Raw genomic sequence first — 22,182 nt, forward strand, 5'->3', positions numbered from 1 at the left:
CAAGGAGGCGCTGCATGCCGCAATGGATACAATGGGTCCTGATTATTGCCGGGCTGGCCGTGATTGCCTTACTGGCCCGCTTTATCTGGCAACGGACCCGGCTGTTGCGGCAGCAGAACCAGCAGACAGCGCGTAACGAAGCCTTTCGGCAGCAACGCCGTGACCAGATGATTGAAAGCGTCCGGGTTCTCGCGATGTCCGTGGAACAGGACCAGGTGGAATATTCCGAAGCCTGCCTGCGCCTCAAGGGGCTGCTGGATCACCTGGCGCCGGAACTGCTGGAGCAATCGCCTTACCGCATTTTCCAGGAGATGCACGATGCGCTGGAGCATATGCCGACGCATCAGGCTCGGCAGGACACGGCGTCACACTTCATCCGTAAACTGGACGAGCAGCGGTTTGAACTGGAGAAAACCCATGCGGATGCCATTCGGCGAGCGGCGACGGCGATTCGGTATCATCAGTTTTAAGACGGTGGTTCCCGCGCGCCGCGGGAGAGACAGGCAGCCCGTTGGGCTGCTCCGAAGCGGAAGCGTCGGCTACATTAAAGGCTTACTCGAGCGTGTCGCAGACGCTTTAGCGTCTGAGGCGCCGCAGGTGCCCAATAACGTCCCCGCCATGTTCCCCCTACTCAGGCCCGTAACCTACCCCACATAAAAAAGCCGGCCCTGAGGCCGGCAATCACCCGCTTATGCAGATCTACCTGAGTATTCCCGGCCGGCGCCTGGGCGACGGCTGATGTATTCGAGTGGCCTGAATCCGATCAGGACAGGCTGTTGAATCCGGTTTCTCCGGCGTCTTTTGCCGCCTGTTCCCAATCGACACCTTCCTGGCGCAGGGCATCGATCAGTGTGGGGTCCAGCTGCTCCAGAAACGCCTGGAAATGGCGTTGGATAACACGGTCTGGAGAATGGGCCGTCACCCTGAGCAGTTCGAGGCATTCATCGGTGTCGGCCAGGTGGTAATGGCGTCCGCCACGATGCCTGAAGTGGGATTCAAGCTGGTACAGGTGGTAAATACCGCCGGAGTTGAAGATGAGCCGATCCATTGGACACCTCCGCGCAGGCCAAGCGTCTCACACTCCGTTGCATCCCGACTGCTAACCGGTTCCCTTTATTTTCAATGTAGACCACAGGAAAGGAATTGGTAGGAGAAATCGGGGAAAGACTGCGGCCGGAACCGCAGTCTTGGTAAGACGATCAGGACTGCTGCATCATCCCGGCCATCGCCATGATACTGTCCCGGTTTTCGACCAGCTCATCGAACTGCCCGGCCACCTTATCCGGATCCAGCCCCAGGCGCTCGAACAGAGCCGGATCCAGCGGTGCCGGCGCGCCCAGGTCGATGCCGCGCTCAATCAGCAGCATGCGCCCCAGGTACAACAGCTGCGCGTACACGGCCAGCTCACCATCGAAGTCCGGATTCTTCTGGTTGCGCAGGGCCACAACCACCTCATCCGGCATGCCCCAGTTCTCCATCAACTGAGCGCCAATCTGCTCACGGGTGATGCCCAGGATATGCTGTTCGATCACGCTGGAGTCCAGGCAGGCATTGGCCTCCAGCGTGCGGCAGACCACCCGGAAATGCGGCGGGAAGACCTGGTTGAGTAACAGGTAGCCGAAATTGTGGAGCAGCCCTCCGAGGTAGGCCAGCCCGAAAGACGGCCGTTCGCCGCGGCGCATCATCGCCGACAGGACACCGGCTGCCTGGGCCTGCCAGATGGCCTGCTGCCAGTAGCCAATGTAGCCGTCGGGCTCGTCTTCGGGCGCTTTCAGCGCGCGGCCCAGCGACAGGCCCATGGCCAGGTTCATCACCAGCTCGAAACCGAGCACCCGCGACACCGCATCGTGCACCGAGCGAACCTGGCCGGCCGCGGCGTAGAAGGAAGAGGACGCCCAACTGACCACCTGGGCCGCCAGACTGGGGTCACTCTCGACAATATCCACCAGATCGTTCATCACCGCGTTGGGATTGACCCGCAGGTGAATGATCCGCTGTGCCGTTTCAGGCAATGGGGGCAGTTCCAGGGTGTCTTCGAGACGCTGGCGGATGCGCAGGTTGGTGAAGCGCTCCAGCGCGGAATGCAGCTGTTCGCGATCCCGCTGGGGCTCGGACAGGTTAACCTGAATCGAGGCCACCGGCGCGGTGACCGACAACCGCCGGGCCTCGGACGTCAGCCGACGGAATGCGTCGATTGGCATTTCCACCTGGGGGCCGCCCGGGGCATACGCCAGCGCGACAGATTCCAGCTGCTCGACCGCCTCGTCCACCACAGTGGGCCAGCCGGTCAGGGATGGCAGTGCGGGAATCAACTGCACATCCAACCGTTCCCGGATACGCCGCAGCTCACGCCGGCTGATCACCCGCAGGTCCCGACCCAGCCGTTTGTTGAGGCGGTTGATATCCAGCATATCCCCTTGCCGGCAGATCACCTGCAACTTGCCTTCGTAATCCTCCAGCGGCACCATCCGCAGCGTATTGGCGGCGTCCGGCGTCTCTACGATCTCGAAAAGTGGCGTACCCTGATTGCGCGATGCAGCCTGCAGGGCATCCCGAACTGCGATGGGCAGTTCCATGCTTACCCCCTGATAATGCTTATTTCTGGTCTTTGACGACATAGGGTCTCAGCCACTGAACGGTTCGAGGCGAGCCTGCGTTGCAGGAACACTGCCCCTCTAGACGTCCCCGTAACGAATACGTTCCCCCAGCCAGCGCCGGATCAGCGCATCCACACGCTGAGACTCATTCATCAACGCCGGCGCCGCTTCCCGGATAATCGGTATCCAGCCCTTGTCGCGTTCAAAATCCGCCAGACGGAACTGCATCATACCAGTCTGACGGGTACCCAATACTTCGCCTGGCCCACGAATTTCGAGATCCTTCTCGGCAATCACAAAGCCGTCCTGGCTGTCCCGCAGAACCTGGAGGCGGGCCTTGCTGTTGCGGGACAGCGGGGGATGATACATCAGGACGCAGAAACTGGCCTCATGGCCACGCCCTACTCGCCCCCGCAACTGGTGCAGTTGGGCCAGACCCAGCCGTTCCGGATTCTCGATGATAATCAGCGAGGCATTGGGCACATCCACCCCCACCTCGATGACCGTCGTGGCCACCAGCAAATCCAGGACACCCTCCTTGAACTGCTGCATGATCTCCGCTTTCTCGGCCGCCTTGAGCCGGCCATGGACCAAACCGACTTTCAGGTCCGGCAAGCGGGACTTCAGATCGTCCGCCGTCACTTCCGCCGCCTGGCACTGCAACGCCTCGGATTCTTCGATCAGAGTGCACACCCAATACGCCTGGCGCCCGGCCCGGCAGGCCTCTTCCACACGACCGATGACCTCGTCACGGCGAGCATCGGCGATGGCGATGGTCTCGATCGGTTTGCGACCCGGCGGCAGTTCATCAATCAACGATGTGTCCAGATCGGCGTAGGCGCTCATGGCCAGCGTACGCGGAATCGGCGTCGCCGTCATGATGAGCTGGTGTGGGGCCAGCCGGCCCTCGGCGCCTTTCTCTCGCAGGGCCAGACGCTGGTGGACCCCGAAGCGGTGCTGTTCATCCACGATCACCAATGCCAGGCGCTCGAACGCGACGTCGGCCTGGAACAGTGCGTGGGTACCGATCACAATCTGTGCCTCGCCGCCCGCCACGAGGTCCAAAGCCGCCTGCCTCGCCTTTCCCTTCACCTTGCCCGACAGCCAGACAGGCGACAGTCCCAGCGGCTCCAGCCAGGCGCTGAAATTGAGGTAGTGCTGTTCAGCCAGGATCTCGGTCGGCGCCATCAATGCCACCTGAGCCCCCGCTGCGATCGCCTGCAACGCGGCCAGAGCCGCCACCACCGTCTTGCCGGATCCGACGTCGCCCTGCACCAACCTCAGCATCGGCAGGGGTTGGCTCAGATCCTGTCGGATGTCCGACAGCACCCGTTCCTGGGCCGGGGTCAGCTTGAATGGCAGCTGTTCTCGGAAGCGGTCGTCGAGATCCCCTTGGGGCAAGAGCGCCAGGGCCTCCCGGGCCTGGATCTGTTGGCGCACCTGCAACAGGCTCATCTGGTGGGCCAGCAACTCTTCCATCACCAGACGCTGCTGCGCCGGATGCCGCCCTTCAACCAGCGCCGGTACCGGTGCGCCTGCCGGCGGCGCGTGCACCAGGTGCAACGCCTGGTTGAGTTCGGGCAGCTGGAAATCCGCCAGCAGGGATTCCGGCAGCCACTCCCGGACCGGATAGCGATCGAGGTATTTCAGTGCCTGCTGGCACAGGCTGCGCAGGCGCGGCTGCTGGATGCCGTCGGTCAGTGGGTAGACCGGGGTCAGTGTGGCCTGGTCCGGGGCCGGCATGGGGGGCGGGTTGATCTGGTATTCGGGGTGGTAGAATTCGAATCCGGCACGGCCGGGACGCACTTCACCAAAGCATCGGACCCGTGCCCCTTCGCTCAGCTGGTTCTTCTGGGAGGCGTTGAAATGGAAAAAGCGCAGGACCAGGAAACCGGAATCGTCGCGCATCGTCACCTGCAGGCTGCGTCGTCGGCCCATGACCAGGTCGGTCTTGACCACCTCGCCTTCCACCACACCAACGTCCCCGACGTGGAGACTGCCGATGGGAATGACGCGGGTGCGATCCTCATACCGGTGCGGCAGGTGGAACAGCAGATCCTGCAGGTTGTGGATGCCCAGTTTCGCCAGCGTCCCTGCCAGCGCGGCGCCGACACCCTTGAGGGTGGTGACGCCAATCTCTTCCAGTGACGTCATGGGATCAGGCAGAGGCTGCGGTGACCGACAGGGCCCGATCCGTTTTTTCCATCACCCGGCACTGGCTCGCCGCCAGTGACAGCACATCGATCGCCTTGGGCCGCGGGAAGGTGACCCGCCAAGCCAGCGCCACGGTGCGGAAGGGCACGGGCGGTTTGAACGGCCGCACGGTCAGGATATCCTCCCGGTATTCCATGGCGGTCGCCGCCGACATGGGCAGAACCGTGATGCCGAGCCCCGAGGCCACCATATGACGAATGGTCTCCAGCGAGCTGCCCTCGGTCACCAGGGACGGGCGCGCCGCCGCACCGGAGGCGCGGGCCGCCATGGCATTTTCCAGCGGCGGGCAGGATTCCAGGACCTGGTCCCGGAAACAGTGGCCCGGACCGAGCAGCAACAGTTGTTCCTTGGCCAGCTGCTCGGCGGTCAGGGACTCTTCCCGGGTCAACGGGTGATCCGCCGGCAGCAGAACCACGAACGGTTCATCATAGAGTGGTAGCGTCACCACTTCCGGTTCTTCGAAAGGCAGCGCAATGATGATGGCGTCCAGCTCCGACTGTCGCAGTTTCTTGCGCAGGTCCGAGGTGTAGCCTTCCTCGATAAACAGGGGCATGTCCGGCGCGGCACGCCGTAACTCCGGCAACAGATGCGGGAACAGGTAGGGACCGATGGTGTAGATGGCGCCGACCTTGAGCGGAGAATTCAGCTGGTTCTTGCCGTTCTGGGCGATATCCCGGATCACCCCGACCTGGTCCAGGACACGCTGGGCCTGCTCAATGATCTGAGAGCCCGTCTCCGTCACCCGAATGCTGCTCTTGCTGCGCTCGAACAGCGGAATACCCAGCTCATCCTCGAGTTTCTTCACCGCCACACTCAGGGTAGGCTGGCTGACATGGCAGCGTTCCGCGGCCCGGCCAAAGTGCTTCTCGCGGGCCAGGGTGACAATGTAGCGCAATTCGGTCAGGGTCATGGAATTACTCCGGGCAATCTGGACGCTCTCGATCGGGCGAATCAGGAAACACTTTAATGGCTTACAGCATAAGGATTGAGATTGACTATGGCAATCAGTGAACCACGCATTCTTGTGGCCGGCTGTGGCGCTCTGGGGAGCCGCATCGCCATTAACCTGGCCAGTGACGCCGTGGTGTTCGGCCTCAAGCGCCATACCGAAACGCTAACCCGGGATATCCTTCCGGTCAAAGCGGACCTGCAGGATCCGGCGACCCTTCGAGGCCAGCTGCCGCCCGAGCTGGACGCCGTCGTCTATTGCCTGACGCCCAACAGCTACGACGATGCCGGTTATGAAGCCGCCTTCGTACTGGGCCTGCAGAACCTCATCGAGGCGCTGAGAGCAGACGGACAGTCCCTCAATCGCCTGCTGTTCGTTTCCAGCTCCGGCGTGTATCACCAGAATGACGACAGCTGGGTGGACGAAACCAGCCCCACCGAACCGGAGCGTTTCAACGGCCGGCGCGTTCTGGAAGGCGAGCGGATGGCATTGGACGCTCCCTGGCCGGCGACCGTAATTCGCTACAGCGGCATTTATGGACCAACCCGTCAGCGCTTCCTGCAGTCGGTACTCACAGGGCGCCTTAACCCTACGTCACCGGGGCCCTACACCAACCGTATTCACGAAGAGGACGCCTCGGCGGCGGCCGCTCACCTGATTCGACGCTCGCTGGCGGGCGACACGCTGGAAAACTGCTATCTGGGAACGGATTCCGAGCCGGTACGGATTGACGAGATTGCGGACTGGATTCGCACGCAGGCGAAATGCCCGGCGCCGGAAGGGGAAACGCAGGAAAGTCGTCGGGGCGGCAGCAAGCGTTTGAGCAACCGCCGCCTGCGGGACAGCGGCTTTACCTTCCGCTATCCCGACTTCAGGGCAGGCTATGGGGAAATGATTCGCCCGTCCTGAGCGATCAGCTCAGGACCATGACCGCGTCCATCTCCACCGGCACACCCTTGGGCAGGGCCGCGACACCGATGGCCGCGCGAGCCGGATACGGCTCCTGGAAATAGGTCGCCATGATTTCATTGACGGTCGCGAAGTTACCCAGGTCCGTCAGGTAGATGTTGAGCTTGACGATATCCTGCAACTTGCCGCCGGACGCTTCGCAGACCGCCGCCAGGTTGTCGAATACGCGGCGGATGCTGACGCTGATGTCACCACTGACCACTTCCATGGTGGCCGGGTCCAACGGGATCTGGCCGGACAGGTAGACGGTGTCGCCTGCCTTGACCGCCTGGGAATAGGTACCGATGGCTTCCGGTGCGTTTTCTGTCTGAATTACGGATTTGTTGGTCATCGCTTTCTTGCCTCAATCGCCCCGGGCGAACGGGGCTTGCCAAAGGAAAAGGAGTGATCCTCACCGGGATCCGCGGTCCCTGTCAACCGGTAACGGGTCTTCGGTGAACGCGGCGAAGCCGTCAGGATAAGGGGCCGGAGAATCAGTGGCGAACCCGGCCGATGTGGGTCACCGCGCGGATGTTGCGCACCCGGCGCATGATCCGGGCCAGGTGCCGGCGGCCGTTGACGTGAACCACCAGACTGACGACGCTCAGCCGCGCATTCTGCTCTTCCACGTTGATGCGCTCGATATTGCCATCCGCCATGGACACCGCGCTGGCCAACTCGGCAATCACGCCCCGCTGGCGCTCCAGCTCCACGCGCAGCTCCACCGAGAACTCATCGGTGATGTCCTTGGCCCATTTCAGGTGGGTCAACGGAGAACGGTCGGCGCCCTTCTCGGGCAGTTTGCGGCAGGTATCGCTGTGGATCACCATGCCGGTGCCGGATTCCATCACACCCACTACAGGGTCGCCCGGAATCGGTTTGCAGCAGCTGGCAAAGCGAATGACCATGCCTTCGGTGCCGCGGATGGTGATCGTGCCTCGCCCATGATCGTCGGGCTGCAGGCTGACGACGCCCTGATCGGAAGCCGAAACGCTGTCCTGCGCCCCTTCGCCGGTACCGGACACCAGTTGGCGGGCGACGATGTAGGCCATGCGATTGCCCAGGCCGATGTCGCTGAGCAGGTCGTCAAAGCTGGACGCCTGATTGTGGTCGCAGACCCGCTGGCGCTGATCGTCGCCGATATCGCCGAGTTTGTGACCAAAGCCGGCCAGGGATTTCTTGAGCAGGGTCTTGCCCAGTTCCAGCGACTCGGCCTTCTTCTGGTACTTGAGGAAATGGCGAATGCTGCTGCGGGCCTTGCCGGTCACCACAAAACCAAGCCACGCCGGATTGGGCCGCGCACCCGGTGCGGTGATGACTTCCACCGTCTGACCGCTCTGCAGCGGCTGACTCAGGGAGCCCAGGTTGCGATTGATGCGACAGGCCACGCAAGCGTTACCGATATCGGTGTGGATGGCGTAGGCAAAATCGATCGGCGTGGCGCCGGCCGGCAGCTCAAGGATCTTGCCCTTGGGCGTGAACACGTAGATTTCGTCCGGAAACAGGTCGACCTTGACGTTCTCGATGAATTCGAGCGAATCGTCGGTGCGCTCGCGCATCTCCATCAGCCCCTTGACCCAACGATCCACCCGTCGCTGGCTGACTTCCAGCACCGACGAGTTGTCGTTCTTGTAGAGCCAGTGGGCGGCGATCCCGTTATTGGCGATGTGCTCCATTTCCTCGGTGCGGATCTGGATCTCGATGTTCACGTGCATCCCGAACAGCGTGGTGTGCAGGGACTGGTAGCCATTGGCCTTGGGCATGGCAATGTAGTCCTTGAAGCGTCCGGGAAGAGGTTTGTAGAGGCTGTGAACGGCGCCGAGGATGCGGTAACAGTCGTCGGTGGTGTCGGTGATGATGCGGAAGGCGTAGACATCCATGATTTCATGGAAGGATTTATGCTTGAACTTCATCTTGTTGTAGATGCTGTTCAGGTGCTTCTCACGCCCCATGATGCGGCCCGGCAGACCGCGCTCGTTCAGCTTTTCCTCCAGTCGTCCGCGAATCTCGTCGATGATTTCCCGGTGGCTGCCGCGTAGTGTTTCAACGGCCTTGGAAATGTAGCGCGAACGCATCGGATACAGGAACGAGAACCCCAGATCTTCAAGCTCGGTACACAGACTGTGCATGCCCAGACGGTTGGCGATCGGCGCGTAGATGTCCAGGGTTTCGGTGGCAATGCGCCGGCGCTTCTCGAACGACATGTGGCCAAGGGTGCGCATGTTGTGCAACCGGTCGGCCAGCTTCACCAGGATCACCCGGATATCCCGGGCCATGGCCAGGGTCATCTTCTGGAAATTTTCGGCCTGGGCTTCGGCGCGGGATCGGAATTCGATCTGGGTCAGCTTGGAAACGCCATCCACCAGGTCCGCGACGGCTTCGCCGAATTGCTCGGACAGCGCGTCCTTGGGAATGCCGGTGTCTTCGATGACGTCGTGCAGCATGGCGGCCATCAGGCTCTGGTGATCGAGCTTCATGTCCGCGAGGATATTGGCAACGGCGAGCGGATGGGTGATGTAGGGCTCACCCGAACGACGCATCTGGCCCTCGTGGGCTTGTTCGGCGTAATAGTAGGCCCTTCGCACCTGATTGATGCGAGGTGTATCGAGGTAGGTACTCAGCTGATCCGCCAGCGTATCGACGGATGTCATCGCCGTAGCCCCTGCTGACACTGCGCCTCCAGAGACGTTAGGGGAATGCCCGTTGTTCGAACCGGCGATTCCGCATGAAACTCCGACAAAAAAACCCGAATGCATTACACCCGGGTCTTCCGTTGCCCTGCCAGGACCGTTCGCTTATAACGACCCTGTAGTCTCTACTATAAGAGCAGCAGCGCAGATTTCAATGCGACTGAAGACTTACTCTTCGTCGTCCTGCTCGACGAGCGCCTTGTCCACTTTGCCTTCCGCGATTTCGCGCAGGGCGAGAACCGTCGGCTTGTCGTTTTCTTCCGGCACCATCGGCTCATGGCCCTTGGTGGCGATCTGACGAGCCCGTTTGCTTGCCAGCATAACCAGTTCAAAGCGGTTATCGACGTGATCCAGACAGTCTTCAACAGTGACTCGTGCCATAAATTCCCCGAAAACGAAAATAATGTGATTGGATAACAGTTGCCCCGGCCCGGTTATCACGGGTCGCGCCGTCCGGAGCCGCCCTCAGGCAGACCGCGCAGTATAAACGGAAATGCTCAATTTGTATACGCCGAACCACCGGCCACCAGGTCGGCCAGCAGGTCCGCGTGGCGCTGTTCCTGAGCCTCGACGCGCAGCCGCTGGGTACGGACGATCGACAGCAGTTCCTCAAGTGCCACCTCGAAGTCATCGTTGACCACCAGGTAGTCGAACTCCAAAGCGTGGCTGCACTCGTCAGCCGCTTCCTGCAGGCGGCGCTCGATCACCTCCGGTGCATCCTGGCCGCGGCCGGTCAGGCGCTGGCGCAGGGTTTCCGGCGACGGCGGAACAATAAAAATGCTGACGCAATCCGGCAGCAGCCGGCGAACCTGCACGGCGCCCTGCCAGTCGATCTCCAGGATAACGTCCTCCCCTTTCAACAGGGTCTCCTCGACCCAGACCTGGGAGGTGCCGTAGTAATTACCGAACACGTTGGCGTGCTCAAGAAACTCGTCGCGGCCGATCATCGACTCGAACTCGTCCCGGCCGACGAAATGGTAGTTCACGCCATCCTGCTCACCCTCCCGCATGGGGCGAGTGGTGTGGGACACAGAGACACGCAGACGTGCGTCCCGGGTCAGCATCTCCGCCACCAGGCTGGTCTTGCCAGCACCGGACGGTGCCGAAATCACGTAAAGGGTGCCTTTTTCCGCAGCCTGGCTCATGGCATACAACTCCGGCAATCAAGATGACTGAATAAGAATAACGAGAGGCGCCGCATTATACGGAGATTGACGATCTTCGACACCTTTGACGGACCAAGCGCCCTATTCGACGTTCTGGACCTGCTCCCGCATCTGCTCGATCAAGACCTTCAGGTTGACGGCGATACGGGTGACATCGGCATCGATGGACTTGCTGCTCAACGTGTTGGCTTCCCGGTTGAGCTCCTGCATCAGGAAGTCGAGCCGACGACCGATGGGCTTGCTTGACTTGAGGGTGTCGCGTACTTCGCTGACGTGGGCATCGAGGCGATCCAACTCCTCCGCCACGTCGGACTTCTGCGCCAGCATCACCATTTCCTGGGACAGGCGATCGGGATCGAGCTCCACCTGCGCCGCCGCAAAGCGATCCTTCAGATTCTGAGCCTGCTGCTCCAGCAGTTCCGGCATCCGTTGACGCACGACCGCCACCGACTCCGACATCTCGGTGAGGCGGTTGTCGAACAGCGGCTGCAGGCGCTCGCCCTCGCGTTCGCGGACCAAGACCAGCTCGTTGACGGTCTCCTCAAACAGGGTCTTGGCCGCCGTCTTCACGGGCGCCATATCCTGCTGCGCCGACTCCAGCACGCCCGGCCAGCGCAGGATATCGAGCGCGTTGATGTGGGCCGGGTTATCCAGGATCCGGTTGATCTGGTTGGCCGCTTCGTTGACTTCCTCAGCCAGCGGCAGGTTGACTTCGAGCCCGCCGGCGACGTTCTCGGCCAGCTGCAGGCGCATGCCAATCTCGACCTTGCCGCGGCCAAGGCGCTGACGCAAGGATTCGCGGAATCCGTTCTCCAGTTCCCGCAGGGTTTCCGGCAGCCGAAACGAGGGCTCCAGGTAGCGATGATTCACGGCCCGCATTTCGCAGGTCAGCGAGCCCCACTCCCCCTCAGTGTCTTTGCGCGCGAAGGCGGTCATGCTTCGGATCATGAAAACTCCGGACTGTCGTTGACGTTGATGTATTCTAGCAGCCTGTTCGCGGCAACCGCGAACGCTCTGCGTCGACGCCCCCGCCATGGTACACTGAGCGGCTTCTCAACAGCCCGACAACCGGCCCATGCGGCCTGTCCGGGCCAGATCCTTTCATTCAACCAATACAGGAATCGGTATGCGACCCAGTGGACGATCCCCTGAACAGACGCGCGACATCCGAATCACCCGCCACTACACCAAGCACGCGGAAGGTTCGGTCCTGATCGAGTTCGGTGACACCAAACTGATCTGCACGGCCTCGGTCGAGAACAACGTGCCCCGCTTCCTCAAAGGCGCCGGCAAAGGCTGGATTACGGCCGAATACGGTATGCTGCCCCGCTCCACCGGCAGCCGCATGGGGCGGGAAGCGGCCCGTGGCAAACAGGGTGGACGCACGGTCGAGATCCAGCGTCTGATCGGCCGCTCCCTGCGCGCCGCCGTTGACCTGAGCAAGCTGGGCGAGCACACCATTACCATCGACTGTGATGTGATCCAGGCCGATGGCGGCACTCGTACCGCGGCGATCACCGGCGGCTGCGTGGCCCTGGTCGATGCGCTGAACCACCTGGTGGAAAAAGGCCGCCTGAAAGCCTCGCCGCTGGTGCAGATGGTGGGCGCGATTTCCGTCGGCGTCTTTGACGGCACGCCGGTGGCGGACCTCGACTACGCTGAGGACTCCACGGCTGAAACCGACATGAACGTCATCATGACCGATCGCGGCGGTTTCATTGAAATTCAGGGCACTGCCGAAGGCGCGCCGTTCGATCGGGACGAGCTGGACAACATGCTGGCCCTGGCCAAGCAGAGCATCGAGCACCTGTTCGAACTGCAGAAGGCAGCGCTGGAGGGGTAACCAAAGCCCTCAATGCAAAAAGGCCAGCGATTGCTGGCCTTTTTTTGTATCCGATCCCGATGGGAGTGAATCCCTCAGAACCCGATATCAATGTCGTAATCGATAATGACCGGGGCGTGGTCGGAAAAACGGGTCTCGTCGTCGATCCAGCCCGCAGTGATGGTCTTGCGGATGCCCGGCGTCGCCAGTTGGTAGTCCGTCCGCCAGCCGGCATGCTGGCGCCAGCCTTCGGCCCATTCCGGCCACCAGGTGAACTGATCCCCTTCCTTGTTGACTTCGCGGAAGGCATCGACACAGCCCATTTCGTCAAACAGACGGTCCAGCCACGCACGTTCATGGGGCAGGAAACCGGACACATCCAGTTTGTGGTAACGCGGGCTGGTATCGGTAACATGATGCGCCGTCTGCAGGTTGGCGCAGAAGATAAACTGACGACGCTTGCGCAGGGTTTTCTGCATGTGCTGGCCGAACGCTTCCATGAAGTCGTCCTTGTGATCGAGCACCGTCAGATCGTTCTCGTCGCTGATCAGTTCTTCTTCCCGACCCAGTGCACTGGGTGCCAGGACGCAGGCCACGCTGACCTTGTCGAAATCCGCCTGGATAAAGCGGCCTTCCCGATCCGCCATTTCGTTGGCGAACCCATAAATAATGGCCTTGGGAAAATGACGGGTGTAGATGCCGACGCCGCCGTATTCCGTTTCCTCACCATCAATAAAATAGGCTTCATAGCCTTCGGGTACGTAGCGGGGATCATCAAATTCATAGACCCGCATGCGGTGATCCTGAACGCAGACCACGTCTGCATCCTGACCCGCCAGCCAGTCGAAGAAACCCCGGTCAATAGCCTGCGCAAGGCCGTTGACGCTGATTGATACTACCCGCATAGATGTTCCCTGAAACGTTTGTGTGTATGATACCGTTTTTACGCCGTTTTGAAAGAATCCACCCCGCCAGAATGCTTGCCATGCACGACTATCAACGCGATTTCATCGAATTTGCCATCCGCCGTGACGTCCTCCGTTTCGGGGAGTTCACACTCAAGTCCGGACGCAGGAGTCCCTACTTCTTCAACGCTGGCCTGTTCAATACGGGGTCGGATTTGCTTCAGCTCGGGCGTGCCTATGCGTCTGCCCTGCAAAATAGCGGCCTGAATTATGACATTCTCTTCGGGCCTGCCTATAAGGGCATTCCGTTGGCCGCCGCTGCAGCCATGTCGCTGGCGGAAACCGGCGACGACCGGCCCTATGCGTTCAACCGCAAAGAGAAAAAAGATCACGGAGAGGGCGGCAACATTGTTGGCGCACCATTAAAGGGCAAAGTCCTGATTATCGACGACGTGATCACCGCCGGCACCGCCATTCGCGAGTCCATCGACATCATTCGTGACGCCGGTGCCGAACCGGCCGGCGTTCTGATCGCCCTCGACCGGCAGGAACGCGGCCAGGGTGAGCTCTCGGCTATCCAGGAAGTCGAGGCCGAATTCAACCTGCCGGTGGTCAGCATCATTCAACTGGATCAGGTCATCCGCTATCTCGCCGACCGGCCTGACTTCCAGGAAAACGCGCGCAAGGTGGCCGAGTACCGGGACCAGTACGGCATCTGATGATGGCGGCCGGGTGTCGTCCGGAAGCGGTGCAAACCGGTCAGCTACCATTTTTTACAATGCTTGCCGACAGGTCTGTTATGCTGCGGACATCCCGTGGATTACTGGCGCTGTAAACTGGTGAATCAAGCCTTTATGAAACACCTTCCGCAACTCGCGATTGCCGCCCTGCTTTGTACCGCTCTGGGGACTGCCCAGGCGGGTACCATGTATCGTTATAAAGACGATAACGGGCGGACCGTGATCAGCAATACCGTTCCTTCCGACGCTTCCAGGCGCGGCTATCAAATCCTCAACTCCCAGGGCCGCGTGGAAAAGACCGTTGATCCGGCGCCGACCGACGAGGAGATCGCCAAGCGCGCCAAACAACAGCAGCAGGAACAACGCGCCGAAAGCCAGCGTGAAGCGGACGCCCAGCTACTGCGCACCTACAGCCACCCGGATGACGCCGTCCGCGCCCTGCGCCGCAAGCTGCAGGAGCTGCAGAGCCTGGTTCAACTCAAGCGCGGTAACATCGCTGTCCTGGACAGCCAGTTGCAGGAACAACAGAGCAAGGCCGCCGATCTGGAGCGCGCCGGTCGGGACGTCCCGGAGAACCTGACCACCCGCATCGAACGACTGCAATCCCAGAAACGGGACATCGAGCAGGAAATCCGGCAACAGAACATGGAAACCGACCGGATCCGCCGCACCTTCGAGAACAAGATAGAGCGGCTGGAGACCCTGACCGGGGAGAAGCGCTCGCTGGAACTCACACCAAGCGACACGGCGGCCAACACCGACGCCCAGTAGCCGGACGGCTAATCTCCAGATACAAAAAAGGGTCGCTTGAGCGACCCTTTTTTGCAGAGCGATCCGTCAACCTCAGGCAGAGGCTGTCGCGGATTTCTTGGCCGTGCTGGTCTTGCGGGTCGTGGTCTTCTTGGCCGTGCTGGTGGTGGACTTCTTCACCGCCTTGGCCTGGTTGGAGACCTCGTCCGCCGCTTCGGATACGGACTCAGCGCCTTCGGCTGTTTCCTTCTCGATCTTCGCGACCAGATCCGCAGCAAAGCTGCCGACACGACTGTTCAGACTGCGCAGCTGAGTGAACAGGCTGCCGCTGTAATCGTCGTAGCGCTTACGCAGTGACTTCACGCTGTATTCGCGCGCTTCCGCTTCCAGCTTCTCGGCATACTCGAACGGCTTGGAAGCCAGCTTCTTCTGGCGCTCTTCAGCCGCGTTGATGCCCTTTTCCACAATCTCCTGGATCTGTTCCTGGTAACTTTTCAGTTTACCCATTTTGGTGCCTCTCCATTGCTTGTACGACTTGGTTGCGACTGGCGGCGGGTGGTTATCCCGCCAGGCCAATTTCATTAACAACACGGACAGTACGCACAAAAATTAGAATAATCATACTAAGCCGAAGATTAAGAGGACCGCCGCTAACCAACTGGCGTAAATACAACTTCCGGCGAAAAGTGAACACCTGTTCAAAAAACCTACAAAATGTTCACTTGAGACGACGGGGACCATCCGCATAATGACCGCGATCGGATGTACGAGGATGGAGTCTTCTCCGCAGTGCCTCTTGAGGGGATTTTCATTAAGCGACGAAGGACGTCGTCGCAGAACAGTGAGTCGTCCCTAGAAAGAGAGCTCGCCCAAGCGGGCCATGTTCAATCAGCTAAGGAGCGCAATTTAGGCTCCAGAAACGTCAGGTATATCAATGAACTACACAACGCCAAGCCGGCCTCGGCACGTCCTTCTTTTGTCTTTCATTTTTGCGACCCTGTTTCTCACCGGCTGTAAGGGTGGCGGTTCTTCCTCGGATTCAGCTTACAAATCATCCTCGAACACCTCCGACAATGCGGTCGCGCTGAGCGAACCCCGTGAAGCCGCGACGTCCAATCTGCAATGGGCTGCCCCAGCCACACGTGCGGACGGGTCAAAGCTTTACGTGGGCGAGATCAGCGGCTATCGGATCTACTACAAGCTGAAGTACCAGGATGCGTATCAATCCATCAAAGTCAGCGGCTCAGACGAAACCAGCTTCCCGCTGAAAGACTTTGAACCGGGAGCCTATGAATTTTCCGTGTCCACCGTCGACACCGATGGCCTGGAAAGCCAGCCGTCACAGGTCATTGCGGTCAATATCATCTAACGGCCCCATCCCGACCGGTTAATCGACCGGTCGGGATGGCCAGCCCCCGAGAGTCTTCCGCTTTTTCACCACTGGAAGAGAATCCACTTGGGAACCACCAGCTGCGAACCATCCTGGCGTATAAATCCGCCCCCATCGGCCGGCACCAGGTAATAGACCGGTCCGACCTTCGGCTTCACTCGAATTTCCTTGAGCTCTCCGTTAACGCGGTACTCGTAGTACGTTGCCTCTTTCCCCGGCCGGATCACCACTTCCGGGGCATCCGCCGATGGCTGGTATTCCGAGGCCCGAACCGGAGCCTGTTGCTGCGGCTGTTCTTCCTCGGCCTGGACCTGGGCACTTAATACAGCGGCCATGGCGGCCACCAGCAGGGCGATTGGTTTTTTCATGTTAACCTTATGTTCCTTAACGGCTTGACGCTTGGGGCACCCTGAAATCAAGGCTCCCCCAGCAGATTTGCACAACACAGCGATCTTCACAACCAGATTCCGGAATCCCGCACCTATGAGCCAGAAGCAGACGCCCCCAGTCGTTCTCGTCGACGGATCCTCCTACCTGTTCCGCGCCTTTCATGCTTTGCCCGAGTTAAAAACCAGCAAGGGCCAACAAACCGGCGCGATCAAGGGGGTCATCAGCATGATCCGCCGTATCGATAAGGACTTCCCCGGCTCCAAGGTCGTTGTGGTCTTCGACGCCAAGGGCAAGACGTTCCGCCATGATCTCTACGAAGACTACAAGGCGAATCGCCCGCCCATGCCGGAGGACCTGGCCACCCAGATCGCGCCGATCCACGAGATCATCCGCGCCATGGGGCTGCCGCTGCTGATCGTGCCCGATGTGGAGGCGGACGACGTGATCGGCACCCTGGCCTACGAGGCCACGGACAAGGGTGTGGACGTGGTGATTTCCACCGGCGACAAGGACATGGCCCAACTGGTCAGCGATCACGTCACACTGATCAACACCATGACCGAAACCGCCATGGACCGGGATGGCGTGGCCGACAAGTTCGGCATCGCCCCGGAGCAGATCATCGACTACCTGGCCCTGGTGGGCGACAAGGTGGACAACATTCCCGGTGTGGACAAATGCGGCCCCAAGACCGCCGTCAAATGGCTACAGCAGTATGACACCCTGGACAACCTGATCGAGCACGCCGACGAGATCAAGGGCAAGATCGGCGAGAACCTGCGCAACGCCCTTGAGCAGCTGCCCCTGAGCAAGGAGCTGGCCACGATCAAGACCGATGTGGATCTGGAATTCGGCATCCAGGACGTCAAGCCGGACGACACCGACCGCGAAAAGCTGCTGGCGCTGTTCAAGGAGTACGAATTCAAGACCTGGATCGCCGAGCTCAGTGATGATGATGACGAATCAGCGGACGACGACACGACGCCGGACGCGCCGGAAAAACGCTACAGCGTCATCACCGACCAGGGCGAGTTCGACGATTGGGTCAAACGCCTGAAGAAAGCCGACCTGTTTGCATTCGACACCGAGACCACCAGCCTGAACTACAGCAGCGCCGAAGTGGTCGGTGTTTCCTTTGCCATCGAACCGGGCGAAGCCGCCTACGTGCCGTTTGGCCACGACTACATGGGCGCCCCCGATCAGCTGCCCCGCGACACGGTGCTGGGCGCGCTCAAGCCGCTACTGGAAGACCCCAAACAGAAGAAGGTCGGGCAGAACCTCAAGTACGACAAGAACGTGCTCGCCAACCACGACATCACGCTGGAGGGCATTGCCGAGGACACCATGCTGGAGTCCTACGTCCTCAACTCCACCGCGTCGCGCCACGACATGGACAGCCTGGCCCTGAAGTATCTGGGCGAGGCGACGATCTCGTTCGAGTCGATTGCCGGCAAAGGCGCGAAACAGCTGACTTTCAACCAGATCGATCTGGAACAGGCCGGGCCGTATGCCGCCGAGGATGCCGACATCACCCTGCGTCTGCACCAGACTCTGCGACCGCGTCTGGCGAAGGAAGGCCGCCTGGAAGCCGTCTACGCCGAGATCGACATGCCGCTGGTGCCGGTCCTGTCGCGCATGGAACAGCGGGGCGTGATGATCGACACCGCCACCCTCAGGCGCCACAGTCAGCAGTTGGCCGAACGCATGGCCGAGCTGGAAAAGGCCGCCCACGAAGAAGCCGGAGAAACCTTCAACCTCGGCTCGCCCAAGCAATTGCAGGCGATTTTCTACGAGAAGCTGGGACTGCCAGTGGTCAAGAAAACGCCCAAGGGCGCGCCGTCCACCGCGGAGCCGGTCCTGCAGGAGCTGGCTCACGACTACAAGCTGCCGCACCTGATCCTGGAGCACCGCAGCCTGAGCAAGCTCAAGTCCACCTACACCGACCGGCTCCCGGAAATGGTCAGCCCGCGGACGGGTCGTGTGCATACGTCCTATCACCAGGCCGTCGCGGCCACCGGTCGCCTGTCATCATCGGAGCCCAACCTGCAGAACATCCCGATCCGCACCGAGGAAGGCCGACGCATCCGCCAGGCGTTCGTGGCGCCGGACGGCTACAAGCTGGTCGCGGCCGACTACTCACAGATCGAACTGCGCATCATGGCCCACCTGTCCGGTGACGAAGGCCTGCTCAAAGCCTTTGCGGACGGCAAGGACATCCACAAGGCCACGGCCGCCGAGGTGTTCGGCACCACGACCGACAACGTCACCTCGGATCAGCGGCGCAGCGCCAAGGCGATCAACTTCGGCCTGATCTACGGCATGTCCGCCTTTGGCCTGTCCCGACAGCTCGGCGTCGAACGCAAGCTGGCCCAGGAATACATCGACCTGTATTTCCACCGCTACCCGGGCGTGCGCCAGTACATGGACGATATCCGCAAGCAGGCTCACGACCAGGGCTACGTCGAGACCCTGTTTGGCCGACGCCTTTATCTGCCGGAGATCAATGCCAAGAACAAGCAGATGCAGCAGGCCGCCGAACGCACCGCCATCAACGCGCCCATGCAGGGCACGGCTGCCGATATCATCAAGAAAGCGATGGTAGCCGTTGAAGACTGGCTACTGGACGCGCACGCCAAGGACGCCCGCATGGTCATGCAGGTCCACGACGAACTGATCCTGGAAGTGAAGGAGTCGGCCCTGGACAAGGTAACCCAGGGCCTGACCGAGCGCATGTCCAATGCGGTTGAACTGAGAGTGCCGCTGCTGGTGGAAGCCGGCGTCGGGGATAACTGGGATGAGGCGCACTAGGCCTCACCCCTGTTCAAACCGGGTTAGTAGGTGTAACGCAGGCTCGCCAGTACCTGGCGGGTCTGCCCGGCGTAGCCGTAGGCCGTGACCGCTTCCTGATCCAGCAGGTTGCTGACTTTCAGGCCCAGGTTCAGTGCCTCGGTCGCGGCATAGCCCAGGCTGAGGTTGGCCACCACATAACCGGGCACGTGTGCGTCCCCCGCCGCCGTATCGATGGAATCGGTACGACCCAACAGTTCCAGGTTGACTTCGGTCGGGCCAAACGTACGGCTGCCCGCCAGGCGGCCATTCCACTTGGGACGACGCCCTAACGGATCCCCGGTCTCGTCATCGGTTGCCCGGGTGTAGCCGGCGCCGGCTTCCAGCGACCAGCCAATACCGGTGTAGGCCAGGCTAAGCTCGCTCCCCTTCGCCGTGGCCTTCCCCACGTTGTACGGCACATACAGGGAATCCAACACCACCAGATCGTCGAAATTGGTGCGATAGAACGACAGCTCGTAGCTCAGACGCCCGGCACTGCCCTTCATACCCACCTCATAGGTTTCCGAGGTCTCGGCTTTGAGATCCGGGTTAGCCCCGAACGGGGAATACAGATCGTTGAAGTTCGGTGCCTTGAAGCCCGTTCCGTAGCTCACATAAGGCATGACCACTTCGCTGAGCATATAGCCCACAGACAGCGCTCCGGTGGTTTCCTCTCCATACGCTTCGTTATCGTCGTAACGGGCGGAGGCTTCCACATGCAGCGGCTGGTTCAGGGTCTGCCACTGGGCGAAGGCGGCGTTGTTATAACGGGAATCCTCGGTGTAGTCGGTGGAGGCATCCACCGATTCATCGATGCGCTCAATGCCCAGCGTCAGCAACTGGTAGTCCGTCAGCTCGATATCGCTCTGCAGCAGGTATTGCTGGCGTTTCGTCTCGTAGTCATAAAAAGGCGAGAGATTGGTGAAGTTGTCGTTGGTTTCACGACCAAAACCTACCTGTGCGTGCAGACTGACACGATCCGACACGGAATAGTCGGCAAAGGCGCGGCCGGACTGCTGCACAAACTCATTCCAGTATCGTTCGTCACTGGTACCGAAACTGCTGTCGTAATCGTTCTCGCCCTGGGCATGCATCAGATTGAGGCCCAGTGAGAGGTCGTCGGTCACCTGCTGATCGAGGCTGGCACTGACGGACTTGCTGGTAAAACCATCGTCGTCGCGCTGGTTACTCGCCGGCTGCGAGTCGACGCCATCGGTATCGTAAAGTGACGCTGACAGGCTGTAGCGCGTGTCGCCGGCCGTACCCGAGAAGTGTTGCGTCAGCCGTGCCGTACCATTGTTGCCGGCACTGACTTCCGAGATCGCTTCGGGATCCAGCGTGCCGCGGCGGGTGAAGATCTGGATCACGCCACCAATGGCTTCCGAACCATACAGGCTGGAGCGCGGTCCGCGAACCACTTCGATGTGGTCCACCAGGGCCAGCGGAATATTTTCCAGCTGCGCCGTCCCGGCCGTTGCGCCACCCACCTTCATACCATCAACCAGCACGAGAACGTGATCCGAGTTGGAGCCGCGGATAAAGACGCTGGACTGTTTGCCGGCGCCCCCCGTATCCGTAACGGACACACCCGGAACCGAACGCAGAACATCCTGCACCGATGTGGCCGTGCTGCGTTCAATATCCTCGCGACTGATCACGGTCACCGAAGCGTTGGTCTCGTCCACGGTCTGCGCTGTCCGCGTCGGCGTGACGACGATGGGATTCAGGGTTTCGGCCGACAAACCGGGGGCCAAACAGCCTACGATCAGGCCCAGGGTCAGGTTCGAAGTCATTCTCACGGGTGTGCGCCCTCAACAGAAAAACAGGAGTACCCGGTGAGAAGAGGGCGGGAGCGGTTCCGACAGACAGGGAGCTGGAGGGACCACCGGTGAAGCCCTCCGCTACACCGCATGCGACGTGCCGCGCTTCGCGGGAAGCGCCACACTGGGCAGACGGCCGGTCTCCGGGCTCATGGCATTCCAGTCTGGCTGGAGATCAGATACGCCTTCCCGGATCTCGGGATCCAGTGGCCATGTACCTGTCATTACCATTTACCGTTGCGGGGGCAGCCCTGGGATTGCACCAGGTTCCCGTTTCACTCGCCGTGCGAGCACCGCCTGCTGATCGTTCTTGATGACAACGCTGTCACCTTTCTGGCGGGCACTCTATGCCCAGAACCCCCTCAGGTCAATGTCGGGCACGAGGCCTTTCGCTATTGGCGTGCACCTTTAACGAACACCGCGTTATATCAGTGCATTTTGCATCTTCATGGATTGATCACGACCCTTTTAAATCAAGCATTTAGTTTCCGGCACAATTTTAGCTTGCGTCCTATCGTCGAAAACGGGATGTCGTGACACATCCGAACCTGATCACGATGTAGTGGCCACGGTGCCGATAAACCGGGCACCCACTGAATGAGGTAACGACCATGATGACGCTAGCACCAGAACGCAGTTGGTTGCTGGATCGCGGGCTGCTCAAGCTCGTCCATCAGTGCCGCAAGCTGATCCTGGCGGAATTCGGCGTTAAGCTTCACCTGACCGACGACCACCTGGAAGACCGCCTGGCGGACTACGCCGAAAAGTCACGTTCCAATCACCTGGCCCGAACCTGGAACGAACTTCGCCAACACCTGCCTGACGCCGGTGACAGCGACACCCAACGCCGGATGTACCGGGGACAGGAACTGGCCGAACCGGCCCCTCCGGCTGAAAAAGAGGCAACCGAGGACAGCGGGCGGACGCGAACGATCACCTACCGCGGCCGCAAGGTGGAAGTGCCGGCCTGAT

Annotated in this window: 21 protein-coding genes and 1 riboswitch; of the genes, 8 read left to right on the forward strand and 13 right to left on the reverse strand. The window is 60.7% G+C overall.

The annotated features are described in order from the left end of the window. The first annotated feature begins 14 nt into the window (after window positions 1-14). Window positions 15-470, forward strand: coding sequence for a DUF2489 domain-containing protein (locus JL474_RS19555; RefSeq protein ID WP_123636225.1), 456 nt, complete (start codon window positions 15-17; stop codon window positions 468-470). A 293-nt stretch (window positions 471-763) separates the two neighbouring features. Here the strand turns inward: JL474_RS19555 and JL474_RS19560 are convergent, their stop codons facing one another. The 4 genes from JL474_RS19560 to JL474_RS19575 form a co-directional block, all read right to left on the reverse strand. Beyond that, window positions 764-1,048: a hypothetical protein gene (locus JL474_RS19560; RefSeq protein ID WP_203143522.1), complete on the reverse strand. Its 285-nt coding sequence runs from the start codon at window positions 1,046-1,048 to the stop codon at window positions 764-766. Window positions 1,049-1,199: 151 nt separating this feature from the next. Next, on the reverse strand, window positions 1,200-2,576 hold the full coding sequence (locus JL474_RS19565) for an aminoacyl-tRNA deacylase and HDOD domain-containing protein (protein ID WP_203143525.1): 1,377 nt from the start codon (window positions 2,574-2,576) through the stop codon (window positions 1,200-1,202). Window positions 2,577-2,675: 99 nt separating this feature from the next. Further along, on the reverse strand, window positions 2,676-4,751 hold the full coding sequence (recG, locus tag JL474_RS19570; RefSeq protein ID WP_203143527.1) for an ATP-dependent DNA helicase RecG: 2,076 nt from the start codon (window positions 4,749-4,751) through the stop codon (window positions 2,676-2,678). Window positions 4,752-4,755: 4 nt separating this feature from the next. Further along, on the reverse strand, window positions 4,756-5,721 hold the full coding sequence (locus tag JL474_RS19575) for a hydrogen peroxide-inducible genes activator (RefSeq protein ID WP_203143529.1): 966 nt from the start codon (window positions 5,719-5,721) through the stop codon (window positions 4,756-4,758). A gap of 87 nt (window positions 5,722-5,808) precedes the next feature. Between JL474_RS19575 and JL474_RS19580 the strand changes: the two genes are divergently transcribed. Further along, complete coding sequence (locus tag JL474_RS19580) at window positions 5,809-6,669, forward strand: NAD-dependent epimerase/dehydratase family protein (protein ID WP_123636712.1); 861 nt, start codon at window positions 5,809-5,811, stop codon at window positions 6,667-6,669. Window positions 6,670-6,673: 4 nt separating this feature from the next. Here JL474_RS19580 and JL474_RS19585 read toward each other — a convergent pair whose 3' ends face one another. The 5 genes from JL474_RS19585 to JL474_RS19605 form a co-directional block, all read right to left on the reverse strand. Further along, window positions 6,674-7,060, reverse strand: a complete 387-nt coding sequence (locus tag JL474_RS19585) for a RidA family protein (RefSeq protein WP_123636711.1) — start codon at window positions 7,058-7,060, stop codon at window positions 6,674-6,676. A gap of 142 nt (window positions 7,061-7,202) precedes the next feature. Beyond that, window positions 7,203-9,359: a RelA/SpoT family protein gene (locus JL474_RS19590; RefSeq protein WP_123636710.1), complete on the reverse strand. Its 2,157-nt coding sequence runs from the start codon at window positions 9,357-9,359 to the stop codon at window positions 7,203-7,205. Window positions 9,360-9,566: 207 nt separating this feature from the next. Then, complete coding sequence (rpoZ, locus tag JL474_RS19595; protein WP_123636709.1) at window positions 9,567-9,779, reverse strand: DNA-directed RNA polymerase subunit omega; 213 nt, start codon at window positions 9,777-9,779, stop codon at window positions 9,567-9,569. Between the two features lie 116 nt (window positions 9,780-9,895). After that, window positions 9,896-10,543 carry a guanylate kinase gene (gene gmk / locus JL474_RS19600; RefSeq protein ID WP_123636708.1) on the reverse strand — a complete coding sequence of 216 codons (648 nt, stop codon included), beginning with the start codon at window positions 10,541-10,543 and terminating at the stop codon, window positions 9,896-9,898. Window positions 10,544-10,645: 102 nt separating this feature from the next. Beyond that, window positions 10,646-11,512: a YicC/YloC family endoribonuclease gene (locus tag JL474_RS19605; RefSeq protein ID WP_203143531.1), complete on the reverse strand. Its 867-nt coding sequence runs from the start codon at window positions 11,510-11,512 to the stop codon at window positions 10,646-10,648. A gap of 178 nt (window positions 11,513-11,690) precedes the next feature. On the opposite strand from JL474_RS19605, the gene rph reads away from it, so the two are divergent. Next, window positions 11,691-12,407, forward strand: coding sequence for a ribonuclease PH (gene rph, locus JL474_RS19610; RefSeq protein WP_123636706.1), 717 nt, complete (start codon window positions 11,691-11,693; stop codon window positions 12,405-12,407). Window positions 12,408-12,481: 74 nt separating this feature from the next. Here the strand turns inward: rph and JL474_RS19615 are convergent, their stop codons facing one another. Beyond that, window positions 12,482-13,291 (reverse strand): exodeoxyribonuclease III, encoded by an 810-nt coding sequence (locus JL474_RS19615; RefSeq protein ID WP_203143533.1) that lies wholly within the window; start codon window positions 13,289-13,291, stop codon window positions 12,482-12,484. Between the two features lie 80 nt (window positions 13,292-13,371). Between JL474_RS19615 and pyrE the strand changes: the two genes are divergently transcribed. After that, window positions 13,372-14,010, forward strand: a complete 639-nt coding sequence (gene pyrE, locus JL474_RS19620; RefSeq protein WP_203143535.1) for an orotate phosphoribosyltransferase — start codon at window positions 13,372-13,374, stop codon at window positions 14,008-14,010. 135 nt (window positions 14,011-14,145) lie between these two features. Then, the gene (locus tag JL474_RS19625) at window positions 14,146-14,802 is read left to right on the forward strand and encodes a DUF4124 domain-containing protein (RefSeq protein WP_203143537.1); all 657 of its coding nucleotides are present in this window, start codon (window positions 14,146-14,148) and stop codon (window positions 14,800-14,802) included. Window positions 14,803-14,874: 72 nt separating this feature from the next. Here JL474_RS19625 and JL474_RS19630 read toward each other — a convergent pair whose 3' ends face one another. Continuing rightward, on the reverse strand, window positions 14,875-15,288 hold the full coding sequence (locus JL474_RS19630; protein ID WP_123636702.1) for a hypothetical protein: 414 nt from the start codon (window positions 15,286-15,288) through the stop codon (window positions 14,875-14,877). Window positions 15,289-15,715: 427 nt separating this feature from the next. Between JL474_RS19630 and JL474_RS19635 the strand changes: the two genes are divergently transcribed. Continuing rightward, window positions 15,716-16,150 carry a fibronectin type III domain-containing protein gene (locus JL474_RS19635; RefSeq protein WP_203143539.1) on the forward strand — a complete coding sequence of 145 codons (435 nt, stop codon included), beginning with the start codon at window positions 15,716-15,718 and terminating at the stop codon, window positions 16,148-16,150. A 65-nt stretch (window positions 16,151-16,215) separates the two neighbouring features. Here JL474_RS19635 and JL474_RS19640 read toward each other — a convergent pair whose 3' ends face one another. Further along, window positions 16,216-16,539 carry a DUF2782 domain-containing protein gene (locus JL474_RS19640; protein ID WP_123636700.1) on the reverse strand — a complete coding sequence of 108 codons (324 nt, stop codon included), beginning with the start codon at window positions 16,537-16,539 and terminating at the stop codon, window positions 16,216-16,218. A 115-nt stretch (window positions 16,540-16,654) separates the two neighbouring features. Between JL474_RS19640 and polA the strand changes: the two genes are divergently transcribed. Then, window positions 16,655-19,369 carry a DNA polymerase I gene (polA, locus tag JL474_RS19645; RefSeq protein ID WP_203143541.1) on the forward strand — a complete coding sequence of 905 codons (2,715 nt, stop codon included), beginning with the start codon at window positions 16,655-16,657 and terminating at the stop codon, window positions 19,367-19,369. A gap of 23 nt (window positions 19,370-19,392) precedes the next feature. On the opposite strand, the gene JL474_RS19650 is transcribed toward polA, so the two are convergent. Further along, window positions 19,393-21,183: a TonB-dependent receptor domain-containing protein gene (locus tag JL474_RS19650; RefSeq protein ID WP_236012407.1), complete on the reverse strand. Its 1,791-nt coding sequence runs from the start codon at window positions 21,181-21,183 to the stop codon at window positions 19,393-19,395. A gap of 144 nt (window positions 21,184-21,327) precedes the next feature. Next, window positions 21,328-21,523: riboswitch (cobalamin riboswitch) on the reverse strand. A 298-nt stretch (window positions 21,524-21,821) separates the two neighbouring features. Between JL474_RS19650 and JL474_RS19655 the strand changes: the two genes are divergently transcribed. Next, complete coding sequence (locus JL474_RS19655; RefSeq protein ID WP_203143544.1) at window positions 21,822-22,181, forward strand: hypothetical protein; 360 nt, start codon at window positions 21,822-21,824, stop codon at window positions 22,179-22,181. The last annotated feature ends 1 nt before the right edge of the window (window position 22,182 follow it).

The sequence above is a fragment of the Marinobacter mangrovi genome (assembly GCF_016798325.1).
Classification (GTDB): domain Bacteria; phylum Pseudomonadota; class Gammaproteobacteria; order Pseudomonadales; family Oleiphilaceae; genus Marinobacter_A; species Marinobacter_A mangrovi.

Coding starts and splice junctions, on each gene's coding strand:
- JL474_RS19650 (WP_236012407.1), bottom strand. CDS start 21,183: ATGACTTCGAACCTGACCCTGGGCCTGATCGTAGGCTGTTTGGCCCCC.
- JL474_RS19560 (WP_203143522.1), bottom strand. CDS start 1,048: ATGGATCGGCTCATCTTCAACTCCGGCGGTATTTACCACCTGTACCAG.
- pyrE (WP_203143535.1), top strand. CDS start 13,372: ATGCACGACTATCAACGCGATTTCATCGAATTTGCCATCCGCCGTGAC.
- JL474_RS19625 (WP_203143537.1), top strand. CDS start 14,146: ATGAAACACCTTCCGCAACTCGCGATTGCCGCCCTGCTTTGTACCGCT.
- JL474_RS19615 (WP_203143533.1), bottom strand. CDS start 13,291: ATGCGGGTAGTATCAATCAGCGTCAACGGCCTTGCGCAGGCTATTGAC.
- polA (WP_203143541.1), top strand. CDS start 16,655: ATGAGCCAGAAGCAGACGCCCCCAGTCGTTCTCGTCGACGGATCCTCC.
- rpoZ (WP_123636709.1), bottom strand. CDS start 9,779: ATGGCACGAGTCACTGTTGAAGACTGTCTGGATCACGTCGATAACCGC.
- JL474_RS19655 (WP_203143544.1), top strand. CDS start 21,822: ATGATGACGCTAGCACCAGAACGCAGTTGGTTGCTGGATCGCGGGCTG.
- JL474_RS19580 (WP_123636712.1), top strand. CDS start 5,809: ATGGCAATCAGTGAACCACGCATTCTTGTGGCCGGCTGTGGCGCTCTG.
- JL474_RS19635 (WP_203143539.1), top strand. CDS start 15,716: ATGAACTACACAACGCCAAGCCGGCCTCGGCACGTCCTTCTTTTGTCT.
- rph (WP_123636706.1), top strand. CDS start 11,691: ATGCGACCCAGTGGACGATCCCCTGAACAGACGCGCGACATCCGAATC.
- JL474_RS19565 (WP_203143525.1), bottom strand. CDS start 2,576: ATGGAACTGCCCATCGCAGTTCGGGATGCCCTGCAGGCTGCATCGCGC.
- JL474_RS19590 (WP_123636710.1), bottom strand. CDS start 9,359: ATGACATCCGTCGATACGCTGGCGGATCAGCTGAGTACCTACCTCGAT.
- recG (WP_203143527.1), bottom strand. CDS start 4,751: ATGACGTCACTGGAAGAGATTGGCGTCACCACCCTCAAGGGTGTCGGC.
- JL474_RS19605 (WP_203143531.1), bottom strand. CDS start 11,512: ATGATCCGAAGCATGACCGCCTTCGCGCGCAAAGACACTGAGGGGGAG.
- JL474_RS19555 (WP_123636225.1), top strand. CDS start 15: ATGCCGCAATGGATACAATGGGTCCTGATTATTGCCGGGCTGGCCGTG.
- gmk (WP_123636708.1), bottom strand. CDS start 10,543: ATGAGCCAGGCTGCGGAAAAAGGCACCCTTTACGTGATTTCGGCACCG.
- JL474_RS19575 (WP_203143529.1), bottom strand. CDS start 5,721: ATGACCCTGACCGAATTGCGCTACATTGTCACCCTGGCCCGCGAGAAG.
- JL474_RS19640 (WP_123636700.1), bottom strand. CDS start 16,539: ATGAAAAAACCAATCGCCCTGCTGGTGGCCGCCATGGCCGCTGTATTA.
- JL474_RS19585 (WP_123636711.1), bottom strand. CDS start 7,060: ATGACCAACAAATCCGTAATTCAGACAGAAAACGCACCGGAAGCCATC.
- JL474_RS19630 (WP_123636702.1), bottom strand. CDS start 15,288: ATGGGTAAACTGAAAAGTTACCAGGAACAGATCCAGGAGATTGTGGAA.